At 45.3% G+C, this 15023-nt stretch carries 9 protein-coding genes; 2 read left to right on the forward strand and 7 right to left on the reverse strand.

What is annotated here, in order from left to right:
* Positions 1-114: 114 nt before the first annotated feature.
* A complete protein-coding gene (ilvD, locus tag ACQKMP_RS06640) occupies positions 115-1800 on the forward strand; it encodes a dihydroxy-acid dehydratase (protein WP_042125516.1) in 1686 nt (561 codons plus the stop codon).
* 174 nt (positions 1801-1974) lie between these two features.
* Here ilvD and ACQKMP_RS06645 read toward each other — a convergent pair whose 3' ends face one another.
* A complete protein-coding gene (locus tag ACQKMP_RS06645) occupies positions 1975-3375 on the reverse strand; it encodes a polysaccharide deacetylase family protein (protein ID WP_042186124.1) in 1401 nt (466 codons plus the stop codon).
* 209 nt (positions 3376-3584) lie between these two features.
* Here ACQKMP_RS06645 and ACQKMP_RS06650 point away from each other — a divergent pair, with 209 nt between their 5' ends.
* Positions 3585-4775 carry an AI-2E family transporter gene (locus ACQKMP_RS06650; protein WP_427469036.1) on the forward strand — a complete coding sequence of 397 codons (1191 nt, stop codon included), beginning with the start codon at positions 3585-3587 and terminating at the stop codon, positions 4773-4775.
* Here ACQKMP_RS06650 and ACQKMP_RS06655 read toward each other — a convergent pair.
* The 6 genes from ACQKMP_RS06655 to ACQKMP_RS06680 form a co-directional block, all read right to left on the reverse strand.
* Complete coding sequence (locus tag ACQKMP_RS06655) at positions 4736-6544, reverse strand: peptidoglycan D,D-transpeptidase FtsI family protein (protein ID WP_427469037.1); 1809 nt, start codon at positions 6542-6544, stop codon at positions 4736-4738. The genes ACQKMP_RS06650 and ACQKMP_RS06655 overlap by 40 nt on opposite strands.
* A 207-nt stretch (positions 6545-6751) precedes the next feature.
* On the reverse strand, positions 6752-7927 hold the full coding sequence (locus ACQKMP_RS06660; protein WP_427469038.1) for an ABC transporter substrate-binding protein: 1176 nt from the start codon (positions 7925-7927) through the stop codon (positions 6752-6754).
* Positions 7928-8092: 165 nt separating this feature from the next.
* Positions 8093-9652, reverse strand: coding sequence for a response regulator (locus ACQKMP_RS06665; protein ID WP_341125854.1), 1560 nt, complete (start codon positions 9650-9652; stop codon positions 8093-8095).
* Positions 9645-11138 (reverse strand): sensor histidine kinase, encoded by a 1494-nt coding sequence (locus ACQKMP_RS06670; protein ID WP_427469039.1) that lies wholly within the window; start codon positions 11136-11138, stop codon positions 9645-9647. The genes ACQKMP_RS06665 and ACQKMP_RS06670 overlap by 8 nt, the downstream gene beginning before the upstream one ends.
* Positions 11135-12052 carry a sugar-binding protein gene (locus tag ACQKMP_RS06675; RefSeq protein ID WP_427469040.1) on the reverse strand — a complete coding sequence of 306 codons (918 nt, stop codon included), beginning with the start codon at positions 12050-12052 and terminating at the stop codon, positions 11135-11137. Before ACQKMP_RS06675 ends, ACQKMP_RS06670 begins: the two co-directional genes overlap by 4 nt.
* Before the next feature lie 239 nt (positions 12053-12291).
* On the reverse strand, positions 12292-15015 hold the full coding sequence (locus ACQKMP_RS06680) for a glycoside hydrolase family 3 N-terminal domain-containing protein (protein ID WP_427469218.1): 2724 nt from the start codon (positions 15013-15015) through the stop codon (positions 12292-12294).
* Between the last annotated feature and the right edge of the window lie 8 nt (positions 15016-15023).

Below are 15023 nucleotides of genomic sequence, written 5' to 3' on the forward strand. Positions count from 1 at the left end.
TAGGAAGCTCGTCCCCGTTCATTCTATAAACCGTATATACGCAGGTCTTTGGAGTTCATTGCGTTAATGCGACACTATATTTCATTGCAATTTATTTAGGGGGGAAATGTCAATATGGCAGCTAAGAAAATGCGTTCAGACATGATTAAAAAAGGCTTTGACCGTGCTCCACACCGTAGTCTCCTGCGTGCAGCCGGAGTAAAAGAAGAAGATTTCGGAAAGCCGTTTATTGCGGTCTGCAATTCCTATATTGATATTGTTCCAGGTCATGTGCATCTTCAAGAGTTCGGTAAGATCGTTAAGGAAGCGATTCGTGAAGCTGGCGGCGTTCCTTTCGAATTCAATACGATCGGCGTTGATGACGGTATCGCAATGGGACATATCGGTATGCGTTATTCACTACCAAGCCGTGAGATCATCGCTGACGCCTTGGAAACTGTCGTTTCCGCGCATTGGTTCGATGGCATGGTCTGCATCCCTAACTGCGATAAAATCACACCGGGAATGATGATGGGCGCATTGCGTGTCAACATTCCAACCATGTTCGTAAGTGGTGGTCCAATGAAAGCCGGCGTAGACAGTAAAGGTAAAAAGCTCTCCCTTACCTCCGTATTCGAGGGCGTAGGTGCTCACCAAGTCGGAAAAATCAATGACGCTGAGTTGCTTGAATTAGAACAATTCGGTTGTCCTACCTGTGGATCTTGTTCAGGAATGTTCACTGCCAACTCCATGAACTGTTTGGCAGAGGCACTTGGACTGGCATTGCCAGGTAATGGTACCATCCTAGCTGTAGCTGATGAACGCAGAGAATTTGTACGCAGATCTGCTACTCAACTGATGGAACTGATTAAGTTAGACCTTAAACCAAGAGATATCGTAACTAAAGAATCACTCGATAACGCTTTTGCACTGGATATGGCAATGGGTGGCTCCACCAATACGGTGCTACACACCCTTGCACTGGCTCAAGAAGCTGGTATCGATTATCCGCTTGAACGCATTAACGAAGTGGCTAACCGTGTTCCTTATTTGGCGAAGCTGGCTCCAGCATCCGATATTTTCATCGAAGATGTGGACCGCGCAGGCGGCGTTAGTGCCGTCTTGAATGAATTGCTGAAGAAACCAGGTGCTCTGTACGGAGACTGTATGACGGTTACCGGCAAAACATTAGCCGAGAACGTAATCGGACATGAGATCCAAGATACTTCCGTTATTCATAAGATCGATAACCCTTACTCCGAAAGAGGCGGTCTCGCCGTCCTATACGGCAACCTGGCTCCTGAAGGTTCCATCATTAAAGTAGGTGCAGTAGATGCTTCTGTTGGTGGATATCACAAAGGTCCTGCGATCTGCTTTGATTCCCAAGAATCCGCACTCGAAGGCATCGCTAACGGTAAGGTTAAAGAAGGCCATGTAGTCGTTATCCGTTATGAGGGTCCAAAGGGTGGACCGGGAATGCCGGAAATGCTAGCTCCTACATCGCAAATCGTGGGGATGGGTCTTGGTGCTAAGGTTGGTCTGATTACAGACGGACGTTTCTCGGGGGCTTCCCGCGGAATTAGCATCGGGCACATTTCTCCGGAGGCAGCTGAAGGCGGCCCGATCGCTTTTGTTGAAGATGGAGACATCATTGAACTCGACCTCAACAATCGCAAGATTGAACTCCTGGTTGACGAAGAAGTATTGGCGGTTCGCCGTACGGGCTGGAAAGAGTTTGAGCCTAAAGTTAAGACTGGTTACCTGGCTCGCTATTCCAAAATGGTTACCAACGCCAGTAACGGTGCAGTACTGAAGATTTAATTAGCAAACCCGAGTTCTATTTGTTCCTAGCATACAAGAGCAGTCCACCTTAGATAATCTATGGTCGGACTGCTCTTTTTTATTGGGCACAAGAAAAAACGCCCCACAATCCATTTCTGGTTTGTGAGGCATCTATATTACGGTTCATTATATAAGACTAAATAATATCATGAATCAATTCGTTACTGTTGCTCCTGGCAATTCCACTTCTGTGAGTGAATCATTAAGTGACAACGCTTCTTCTTGGTGCGGTTTACGTTTTCTTACTGACCTTTCATCATGAGGCAGTTGCTTATTCATCTTCTTGAGTAATTCTGAGACAGGCATCAGAATTAGCTTCGGTACAAGGACCTCACTACGCTCCTTGAGCCTAGCACCACCATCTGGATGAATCACACTTAACAGGATCTTTAAGTAAAACTTGGTGGAGCGTGCGAATATGCCATCGGGCAAATCATGTACACTAAAGCCGAATTTCTCTGGCCCACGGTTAATCATACTAACCCCATAAAGTGCTTTGGCTTGCGCGAGGTTTACATCTTCGGCAATAACTTCTGCCAGCATTGGCAACCCCTTCTCCATTCTGCGGATCATGCGAATCGCAAGTTGAGCAGAAGAACGAGAATGAATACCTAACTCGAATAATTGCCTGTTATCAATATGCAGCTCAATGACTTTATCACCTTTACTCAGCAAGGTTCCATCACCAAGTTCAACAGGCTCTCCCTGATATTTACGCATTCGATAATGCATGAATGGATCGGCCGGGTTAATCGTCTTGAGCTGGAATAATACTTGGAATACCTGCTCCCAAGCCAACCAGAGTCCGACCAGTACTCGTTTACCAAAGGATAAACGCCGAATCGGTGATTTCTCCGCCATCTTGATCATGTCATCCACTCGAATACTGCGCAGTCCTCTTCTTTGGGCCTCCTGCAGCGTCAGTTCAAGGGCTACAAGCATATTCTCGGGTGCGTCCGGATCGGCACCTAACGTTGTGCCACTATCATGCAGCAGCATCACTTCACCGGGATTCAATCGGGCCAGCATCTTCTCAGTGAGGCGCTGCGCACCAAGCTTCTCACGCCAATCTCCAAACATTACCGACCATAGAACAATTTCAACTTGGCGACGCTTGGAAATATCGAACAAATTGACAATCCCCCAAGGTGGACGGTAATAAGTACTACGCTCGCCTATTATGTTGTAGATAATATCATTCGTGCGCTGAATCTGCCGACGAACGGTTGCGGGCCGCATGAGCCAGTTCGTCTTGTGAACATAATTATGAATTCCAATAAGATGTCCCTCTTCATGTATCCGCCTAATAAGATCCGGATAACGTTCAGCGTTAGATCCTACTACAAAAAAGGTTGCTTTTGCATCATACTTCTTCAATAAATCCAGAAGTAACGGTGTAAATCGAGGGTCAGGTCCATCATCAAAGGTCAACGCGAACTCATTTCGCCCAGTTCCTTTACGAAAGACACGGTAACCAAAAATGCGGCTAATCATACCCGGGATAAAAGCATAAAAAGATGAGATATAAAATAACCAGAGCAGCAAAGTCTGCATATGAATTCCTCGCTTTTCCAGAGTTGACTTTGGCTCGCCTTACGTCTGCAAGCAGAACCTGTGATACGGCCAAGTGAAGTTAGATAAAAAATACGTTACCCCCTATTTTAACACATGTATCAAAGAAATAGACGGTTTTTAGGTAAAATCATGTACAATGTATTCAAGCTGACCTATCAACTTATTAAAAAAGGGAGTTGTTTATATCTATGCTGCCGTTATACAAAAAATATTGGCGCACGTTCTTCGACATTGGATTAATTGTCCTCACGGTCTATCTGGTTATGTTCGCCTTCAGTAAATTGTATCAGTTAGCTGCACCTGTATTCCTATCTTTTTTTGTATTTTTGCTTATTGAACCGCTTGCCCGTTTCTTGAACCGACGGGGGCTTGCCAAACCATTCGCTTCAGCGATCTCAGTGCTTCTGTTCTTAATCGTTCTTCTGGGTACGTTATTTGGCGCTGGGCTATTGGTCACCATCCAAGCGCTTCACTTTCAAGATAATCTTCCTAAGTATACATATGTGGTGCAACAACATTTCGTGGAATCCACAACCTACCTTCAGCAAAAAATCGAAAGCTTGCCGCCGGATATTACCGATAAAGTGAATGGCTACTTTAAAGATGCCACGAATGTTCTTACTGGATGGCTTGTTACTTTTCTAAAATATATGGTCGGTGTGCTCGGATCCTTCTCCTCCTTCATGGCCAATTTTGGGATCGCCATTATTTTAGCATTTTTCCTTAGTATGGAGATTAAAGATTGGCGCAAGATTGCCCATGACAAAATGCCAAAAACATTTAAAACTGCTTACGCTTTTTTGCAGGGCAACGTCTTTAAAGCCATCGGCTCTTATTTAAAAGCCCAGCTTATTCTGATCAGCATTACCTTTGTTATCGTACTGGTTGGCTTATTCATACTAAGGACCGGTAACGAAATCACTATGGCGCTTATCTGTGCTGTATTTGATGTCTTGCCGCTCCTTGGTGTAACGACGATTTTAGTCCCTTGGATCATCTATCTGTTCATTGTTGGCAATACCTCATTAGCAATCGGTTTAATCGTACTCCTGGCGATTGTATTGATTGTAAGACAGCTGCTTGAACCGAAGATTACCGGGAATTCGATTGGCGTATCGTCTGCTTTTCTGATGCTGTCCTTCGTCATTCTGTCCACATCCGCTTTCGGTATGGCCGGTCTGATCCTGTCGCCGATTCTGCTTATTCTGATCAAAGAACTAATTCAACAAGGATATCTTCAGAGCTGGATCTATTTGCCTCAAGAAGAGTTTATCGTTTCGCCCTTTGCTGCAAAAGGCCCTTCATCTAAGAGCAAGGCCACTGCTACTCCTCCGGAGCCTCAAGCTTCTGTAGAAGACGATAATAAATCAAATATCTGACCGAATAGCTTAATGGCGAGATGCGGACTATCCGGAGCGACATTCTCTACTGCAACTGATACAGCATATTTTGGGTGATCCACCGGACCGTAGCCGATAAACCATTGATTGTTGCGTGCTACGCCCTTAACCAGCGTCTGTGCCGTCCCAGATTTACCTGCAACAGGCCAGTGTGTGCTTTGTAGACGGGTTCCCGTTCCTTCCGTTACAACTTTGCGCATCATGGACAGTAACTGGCGGGCTGTAGACTCAGAAATCCTCCCTGCTGAGGAAGGGGACAGATGTCCCGGCAGCTCCTCCAGCTTCTGCCCGTTCGCAAATGTGATTCGCTGCAGAATCCTTGGTGCCCTTACTTCACCTCCATGCAGTAGCGTTACAATAAGATTAGCTGCTTGTAAGGGTGTGACTTGTACATCCCGCTGTCCAATTGCAGTCTGTACCCTGGCTCCCTTGTCATCCGGCAGTAAGGTAGTAAAGATGGTTCCCTTTTGCTCTCCGGAAAGTGGTTTTAGAAGTGGAAACCCAAGCGTCTTCTCGGCTTGCCAGCTGATATCTCTACCGAGTCCTAGCGCCAGTGCAGTTGATTGAAGCTGGATACCGCTTAAGCGCTCTGCCAGAGCAGCAAATACAGTATTACAGGACACGGCGAATCCTTGCGCCAGCGTAAGGGGTCCGTGTCCTTTTCCTGTCAGACAAGACAATCCATATTTCTCAAATTGCCCGGAACAATAAAAAAGCTCATCAGCGGAGGTTACACCCGCTTCTAAGGCCGCGGCGGCTGTAACGATTTTGAAGATCGATCCAGGAACGGCAGCCTGGAGTGCCCGATTGTTCCACTCCCCGCCTTGCGGAGATATCTTCTCTGGATTATAGAAGGGTAAAGATACCATGGCTTCAATATCTCCCGACCCGGTATCTAACACCACTATGGCTCCTTCCTTCATTCCGGATTTGAGCGCAAGCTCCTCAATTCCCTCCTGAAGCTTCTTATCAATCGTTGTATATAAAGACAGAGGGAAATAAGGATTGCCCGGAGCTTTAACTTGAATGGGACTGCCTGGAAGGCGATTCCCACGCGCATCCACTTGAACATATGCTTCCGTGTGTCCTACCCCTTGAAGCAAAGGCTCTAACGTCTTCTCTAAACCGTCCGTTCCCGTCATAGGAACTCTAAGACCCGTAGGAGAAGCTTTAGCTCCAGCATGCATAGTAGCTTCCGATAAATAGCCTAGCCATTGCCGACCTGAAGAGATCCCATCATATCTGCGTGCGAAAGGGAGTACGCCTACTCCGTCGATCCCCAGTGCACTCACTTCTTCTGCCTGTGCCTGAGACAACGCGAGTGGTCCTTTTCCCACTGAAGATGGCCATAGCAAAGGTTCTTTAAGTGACGACCGCTTATTCAGCAGTTGTTCATAGCTGACACCCAGAATCTCCGCCAGTCGGTGCATGGGTTTAGCTTCTTCGTAAACAACCTTCGTCACAGATTTCTTAGCCATCTCCTCTTGTGGAAAAAAAGCCGCCGTCCAAATGGTTTCCCCCGCAAGAGGCTCATTCTTGCGGTCATACAGACGTCCCCGACCGCTGTCCAGTACAGTCTCCCGTTCACTTTGAATTTCCGCCATCTTCGCAAGTGTATATTTTGTTCCAGGAACCGTCTGTTCCTTCATAATTAGCTGAACCCATGCCAGCCTAAGGATCAACACGGCTACAGCCGCAGATAAAAAAAGAAGACCGCTGAATACACGCCGATGTTTGTTATTACGCAATGTCTTCCCTCCTGAGCAGACTCCACACCTATTATGTCCTACCTACATCCATTAGAATCGCCATAAAATGTTCATTGCAACATCACAATCCATAATTTATTTTCCAAACACAAACACTTACCATCCTTATAAGGACGGTAAGTATTTGTGGGAGAAATATTCGGATTAAGTATGTGTGAAACGTTTCTCGGGAAATATACGGATTGTTTATGGATTAGACTGTAGTTCCTTTGCTTTCTTAAAAGCTTCAGCTTCTAAAGAAGCAGGCAGCCTACTATCAGATACTAGCTCCTTGTTCTTTGCACTGTTTCGGAATGCCTCCATGGCCTGTCGGCTATAGCTGTCATAATTCGAAATCGAAACGTCCTGCCTAGCTGGAATCGAACCTTTAAGCGGATTAAAGGCATTCTGACCTTCGGCAGATCCGAGTACCCTTAACCAATCACGAACTGACTCTCGATCCTCAGCACCGCGTGACAATCCAAAAGCATCCAATTGGAATCTAAATATCCCTTCTGTACCTGGTGAAGCGTTCCAGCCAAACTGCACACCGTCCTTCAGCTTCAGATCATGTGTGAAAAAACCATTCACCCAATCACCCATAATGTTCATTGCTGCTTTTCCCTCAGCAACGAGCTTAGCCGCTTCCTGCCAGTTTCGTTCAGCATGATCAGCATTCACATAGGTCAACATCTTTGCGAACCGCTCCATCCCTTCTTTTACATGAGGATCATCAGTATTGATTTCTCCTTTACTTAGCTTTTTATAATCCTCGGCCCCCAGTGTTCCGAGCATGACATTCGTGTAAAGAGCGCTAACCATCCACGGTTCCTTGTTTCCAAAAGCCAGCGGTGTGATGCCTTTTCTTTGTAATTGATCAGCCACCTTAAAAAACTCATCGAATGTCGATGGAACCTGAAGGTTGTTATCAGCGAAGATGGATTTATTGTACCAGAGCACATTTTGACGGTGAATGTTAAGTGGAACATAATAAATGTCATCCCCAAGACTAAGCATATCGATGATCTCTGGAGGAAATACTGTATACCAGCCTTCTTCTTCGTACAGATCATTTAACGGCTCCACCCGCCCTTCAGCTGCCCAGAGCATATTCCTTCCCTGAAAGGTATCCGGCGGTTCCCCCTCCTTCATTCGCCGTTCAAGTACTTCCTTGGCATTTCCCCCTGCACCACCTTCAACGGCAGCATTAAAGACATAAATGCCGGGATACTTTTCTTTGAATACCTTGATCAAAGCTTTTAACCCTGCTTCTTCCCCGGCCCCTGTCCACCAGCTAAAGATTTCCAACTGCGGATGATCCGACTCCGCCTCGCTTCTCGTTATTGCCTCCTGAATGTTGTTAACCGGTTCACTAGATCGCATGGCCTCCTCATCAGGAAAAAATGCAGACAAATTTTTTTCTCTTAAGTTCATACATGAGGATAAAAGCAAGCTGACAATGAGCGTGTTGGATACCAGACTAATCAGCGACCTTTTCATTGAGATTCTTCCTTCCTATAGTTCCCGCTGTATTCGTTTATTTTCTGCTTACAGTCTGCCAATGGATTGCCGAAATTCCGTCGGTGACATTCCTGTTGTCTTTTTGAATACTCTGCTGAAATAGTTAGGATCACGGTATCCAATTCTTATACTGATCTCTTTCAGCACTTGCGCAGGATCGGCTAGAAGCTCCTTGGCTTTATTGATTCGCAGGCCAGTTAAATAATCAATAAAGGTTATGCCGCAGCGATCACTAAATATTTTGCTAAAATAGTTTGGGTTCAGCCCTACATGTTCAGCCGTCTCCTCAAGCGATAGCTCCCGCCTGTAATGGTCGGAAATAAACGTCTGAGCCCGACGAATCGCGCTAGCCGAATTGTTATCGTACCAATGCTTCAACATTCGGGCCTGAAGAAAAAGTCTTGAATGGGCTTGCTCTACCAGCAGCTCTACCTGTTCCACCTCTCCGAAGCTAAGCTGCGGCAAAGGCTCAAGCCCGCTCTCCCTAAGCGTCTCATCAGCCAAAGTAAATAATCGGTGTAGTCCGCTCTTTATATCCTGGATCTCGTCACTACAGAAGAGACGAAGTTCCGCTACCCAAAACTCGAAATCTTCCTCCATCTCTCGGAACTGTCCACTACCTAAAGAACGAAGCAATCTTCGTTCCGCCTCTCTCATACCAGAATTTGAGAGCCATTCCTCTTGTGTTTGTGAGCTTTCCCCCTCATTAAGAGCACTGGCTGATAACAGCGCTTCGTGATAAGAGCCTATCAACTGATCAGTAGAAGCTGCTAAACCTCCGATTCCAACAGACAGCTGCAATGAACGGAAACGCCGGGAAGCAAATTTAGCCAGATTGGACGCAAAATCCTTAGCATTATGAATATGCTGTATTGGCAAACGGGATTTCGCATCCGGAAACATGAAGACCGGGATACGAGCTCCTGTCATCGGACCTACAAGAGAGAAGCAACTAATCTTACACTGATGCCTAAGCCAAGAATATATCTCCCTTCGTTCCTGAACACTCCATGCCTTCTCCTTCGTTGACATCACAAATACGATAGCGAATCCTGAAGATTCTGGTACACCAAGGGTATGGCTCCAATCTCTAACCTGCACTTCCTGTATTCGATCCATCAAAATAGCACTAACCCATTCGGACTCTACTAGTGATAATGTCTCTTTAAATTTGGACTCCAGCTCATTAGTTCTTTGTTTATCCTCTTTTTCTCGTGCAATCTCATGGGACATCGTGCGGATGACCTCCACGATCTGATCCTTCCGATATGGCTTGAGCAAATACTCCCTCACACCATAACGCATGACTTTACGTGCATATTCAAACGTATCGAACGCAGACATCATAATAAAACGAATCGCTGGAAACCTATTATGGATCAAGGACACAGCTTCCGTTCCATCAATTCCCGGCATTTTGATATCCATAGTGATGACATCAGGCCGTAGTTGTTCGGCGAGCTCTACAGCTACCCTACCATTTTCGGCTTCACCAACTACTCGAATCTCTGGTAGAAACCGCTCGATGATCATCCGTAGAGCACTACGTTCAATACGTTCATCATCCACAATCAGGAGCTTAAGCATGCAGGATCTCCTCCTTGCTATTATTCACACGCGTTAGCCTCAGTTTGATGGTCGTTCCCTTTCCCTGCTCGGACATAATCTCGATTACATCGTTCCTTTGATAGAAAAGCTGCAGCCGTCGTTGTACATTTCGAATTGCAATTCCATTGGAGTTCGAATCAGCGCTCACCACAGGCTCCCTTTCTTTCTCTGAATCTATGGGCGTATGTTCGGAAAAAGGAATATCTCCGCTCAAGCGAGCAATCGTTTCTGGGTCTATTCCAACGCCATTATCCTGTACCTCTACGATGACATCATTACCACTCTCGTAAATGGCCAGATGCAGTTTCCCACCCTGTTCATAGGATTCCACACCATGGGTGAAAGCGTTCTCAATAAAGGGCTGCAAAGTCAGTGGTGGTAACAAGCAATCCAAGGCTCGCTCCTCAATGTCATCCGTAAACGCAACTCTATCATCAAAACGCATCCTTTGAATAAACAAATACTCTTTAACAATATTCACCTCATCACGCAGCTGAACAATATAATTCATCTTCTTCAGATTGTAACGCAGCAAGGTCGAAACGGAATCCACCAACTCGCTTGTTCTTTCTGCGCTCTCGACATAAGCCATTTTAGAAACCATGTTCAGTGTATTAAATAGGAAATGTGGATTGATCTGATTTTGCAGACTTTTCAGCTCCATTTTCTTAACCAATTGATCGAGTTCCGATTTCTGTTTGATTTCAACCACGAGATCGCGGATGTTAGAGCGCATATTATTAAAGGTTGTTGCGAGAAAGCGCATTTCATCACGCGTATTCACCGTAACCTCCCCCTCGAAATTCCCGCGAGATATCCGATTCGCCGCAGCCGTCAATTGCTGTATGGGCTTCGTAATTCCATTGGAGAACCAATATGCAAAAATCATACACAAAATGGCTACCGAACTAAAAACAAAAACACCTAAATATCTAAAGTTCTCATTCTTTCGACTAATCAGCTCAAACACATTCCGGTAATCCGTCAGTTCGCTATTAATAATCGTCAATGTGGTCTCTTGAATATATCGGGTAATCTCACCCGATTGTTTTAAGTGTGCGTAGTAAGCATCCTGGTTGCCTAGATCAAAAGCTATAAGACTTTGCCGGCTCTCTGTCATGTAGCTGTCTATCATATTGCTATAGTTATCAACGAGCAGTTGGTTATGATCATTTTGTAGAATATCTACTAGTAAATCCTGTTTGTTATTAAGCTTCATAATGGCAGTTTCATACTGCTTCAGGGTCTCATCGCCGCTTCGATTCCGGAGCACATACCGGTTCATAGCATCATTAACATCAGTGGCATCCTGGTATAGCTCATTAAGCAGAAAAAATCGGTGCAGAACTTGATCGTATGTCCTTGCCATATTGATATTATCTATGTAAAGAAAGACGAAGACACTACTAAGTAGTACTATAAAAGCACTAAAAAAGATCATCAGTTTGCTTTTAATACGAATCATGGCCCGAAGTCCCCCTTTCCGCGGGAAATTTCCTCTTTGCGGACCACATTGGCATCCGTATTAAAGATAGTAACAATCTTTTTCCCTGCTAGATAATCCACCATCAGTTCTACACTTTTTCGTCCCATCATGTACGGTTGCTGCACTATAGAGGCATCTATGATGCCCTCTTCAATGAATTCAAGCGTTTCCGGTAAGTCATCAAAAGCAATGATCCGCGCCTGCTGATTTTTACCTTTCAGCATTTGGGCAATTCCCAATCCATCCAAAGAACTTGTACCCAAAAAAGTGTCTATTTCCGGATGCTGATTCATGATTTTAAAAGCTATGACTTCTGACTGAATCCGATTAATGTTTGATTCTTCAATTTGTACGACATGGATACCAGACTGTCCATCAATTGCATCCATAAAACCTTTAACCCGCTGCTGTTGATTCGTAGAGGTAAAGCTCCCCGTCACAATCCCAACTTGACCTACGCCCTTCGATTGCTGAACAAGTGTCGTTCCTGCTAAATATCCAGCCGCGTAGTTATCAGTGCCAACATAGGCAATCCGCCCGCTAGATGGTGCATCCGAATCAATAGTAATGACAGGGATACCTTGTTTAACAGCTTCAGCTATGATGGGATTAAATTCCTTATCATTAAGTCCTTGTGTCAATATTCCGTCTACCTTAGATGCAATAGCTTTATCTATGATTCGAATTTGCTCTCTCTTATCTGCTTGGACGGGTCCGAGATATTCCAGCGCAATCCCTTCCTCTGCTGCTGCTCTCTGAGCACCTTTCTCAATTTCACGCCAATAGGGATTATCCAATTCTTCCGAAATTAAGACCAGATGTAGTAGTGGCTTTTGCGCGGGCTTTTGTTCGGCTAGTAAATGATCGTAATACAACACTTTTCCAGTAAACACGCCAGTAAAACATAGGGAAATGGACAGTAAGAGCAGCATGAAAGTATAAAAAGGTCGGCGAAGTATGTTTATGATGTTCTTCCCCCTCTAGCATTGTTTATGCCAATAAGAATGCGCTTACATTAAAATAATAATAGATACTATAGTAAATATAGTCAATTCCCGATTCCAAAAAAAACTGCCCCAAGCTACTTATAGCTTGAGGCAGCTTTGTCATTCCTGCTTACGAAGGGAAAAGGCTATGGTGCAACAGTTAAAGCCTCTTGCGCGTAATCGGCAATGACCGGATGAACCAAAAGATTTAGTGGTTTGACTGGAATCAGTACACTGTTGGTGGTTTTCACTGTCAATAGCGATTCCAACTGGAAGTACGTATTCAGTTTCTCTCCTGCGGAAGAGGAACCGATTCGAACCGCATAAGTGCCTGAATCTGCTACCCAAGAATGACTGCTCTCATCAAAGGAAGCTAGATCCATACTATTTAGTGTGAACGTAAGGGTCTGATGCTCTCCTGCATTCAATAACGCTGTCTTTTGGAAAGCCTTCAATTCTTGAACTGGTTTATTGGCACCCGGAGCGCTTAGATATAGCTGAACTACCTCTTTACCTGCAACTGTACCGTTGTTATATACATCCACGGTTACAGTCACACTTCCTGCTGCAGAATCAAAAGCATCTGAACTGATCTTAAGATGGCGGTAGCCAAAGGTTGTATAGGAGAGGCCATATCCGAATGGATAGGCAACCGCACTGCTTTTGCCAAACGTATCATAGTAACGGTAACCCACATAAATATCTTCCTCGTACTTCACTTCCGCACTATTTCCTGGAAAGTTATTAGCGGAAGGAGCTACACCATAACTTGTAGGAAAAGTCATTGGCAGCTTGCCCGATGGATTCACAGCTCCGGATAATACGTCGGCAATTGCATGGCCTGCTTCCTGTCCTGGCTGCCAAGCCAAGAGAATAGCATCCACTTTATCTTTCCAGGAGATCATTTCAATCGGACCGCCGATATTCAGAATCACGGAGACCTTCTTACCTTGCTCATGGTAAGCAGTTGATACCTTATCAATCATATCCAGCTCTGTTGCTGTCAACAAAAAGTCACCCTCAGCATTTTTCCGGTCTGCACCTTCACCAGATATTCTGCTGATTACAATAATGCCCATCTCGGAAGAAGCTTCTGCTGAATTAATCTCATCCGCTGATAATACCTTTTCAGGAAGCGGTGGATAGGCCAAGCCGCCAAAGCTGCTCACTGGACCGTATTCTGGTTTCTTTCTTAGCTCTGTAATATATTCTTGATAGCTGACATTTAAAGGTTCATATATGGTGTAGCCTGCGTCACTTAACCCTTCAACAATCGATACTGTATGCTCGACATTGACATCCCCGCTGCCAGTTCCGCCCTTGACGGTTTCAATCTGAGCATTTCCGAAGAGGGCAATATTCGTACCTACTGCGATAGGCAAAGCCGCCGCTTTGTTCTCCAACAGCACCATACCTTCTGTTGCAGCTTGACGAGAGGTCACTGCGTTTGCAGCAAGATCAGGCTGGTTGCTATGTCCGATTCCTTTAAAGGATGGTGATTTCACTACGACTTTCAAAATTCTTTTTACGTTAACATCCAATTGTTCTTCACTCAGATCGCCATCGTTCACAGCTTTAGCAATCGCTGCAATGGCTGTCGCATTACCTGGCATGATGAGGTCATTGCCTGCAATCATATTTTGTGCCCGGTTCGAGCCCCCACCCCAGTCCGTCATTACAAAGCCTTGGAACCCCCACTCATCGCGGAGAATTGTGCTCAGTAGATCTTTATTTTCGGAGGCAAACGTTCCATTGATTTTGTTATAAGAGCTCATAACAGACCATGGCTGCGATTCTTCCACTGCGATTTCGAACCCTTTCAAGTAGATTTCGCGCAGTGCTCTCTCTGAAACGACTGTGTCGATAGACATCCGGTTCGTTTCCTGATTATTTGCGGCAAAATGCTTAATTGTCGTTCCGACCCCATTCGCCTGAACCCCATTCGTAATCGCAGCGGTCATTTTTCCTGAGATGAGCGGATCTTCGGAATAATACTCAAAGTTTCTGCCCCCCAATGGATTGCGGTGAATGTTCAGCGCGGGAGCCAGATATAAATCCACACCATACTCCAGTAGCTCATTCCCCATCGCATTACCTACTTGGTTAGCCAAGGCTTCATTCCAAGTCGCTGCAATGGAAGTGGCGATAGGGAACCCTGTAGCAAATGTTGTATCTTCACCCTGTTTCGTGTTGATTCGGACTCCCGCTGGTCCATCTGCCATGATTAACTTGGGAATCCCAAGACGTGGCAACTCATAAGAACCACCAGCAGCTCCAGCTACCTTCGTGCCTGAACCAGCACCGACAACCAGCGAAGCTTTTTCCTTAAGCGTCATTTCACCAATAACGGCATCAATGGATGCTTCGTCTGTCAGTACAACCAGACTTGCGTCGATAGTGTATTTTAATTCAGCTATAGGACTGGATGGGATACCAGCTTTAACTGCCAAGGCTTTAATTGTAGCCGTCTCTTTATCGGCACCTACAATCGTAATTGGTCCTTGATATACGATACTGTTTTCAGTTGGTGTACTTCCGTCAAGTGTGTAATAAATTGTAGCGCCGGATGTTGAGGTGAGCGTAACCTTAGGGCCACTCTTATATACACCAGGCTCTGGAAAAGCAGTAGGCAATGCCGCTCCAATTACATAATTGAATTCAGCAACTTTACTTGTCTTGCCGTCTTTAACCGTTAATGCCTTTACTATTGAGGAGGCCGTAATACTGATTCCAGACCGTGAATTATACTGCTTGGTCGTATTCATTACCGATGCTGCAGGTGCAGATCCATCGGTAGTATAGAAGATGGTTGCGCCACTCGGAGCAGTCAACATTACCGTCTGAGCTCCATAATAAGTTCCTGACGGGATAGAAGCTG

The organism is Paenibacillus sp. NPDC101420 (assembly GCF_050277435.1).
In the GTDB taxonomy this organism is placed as follows: domain Bacteria; phylum Bacillota; class Bacilli; order Paenibacillales; family Paenibacillaceae; genus Paenibacillus_AQ.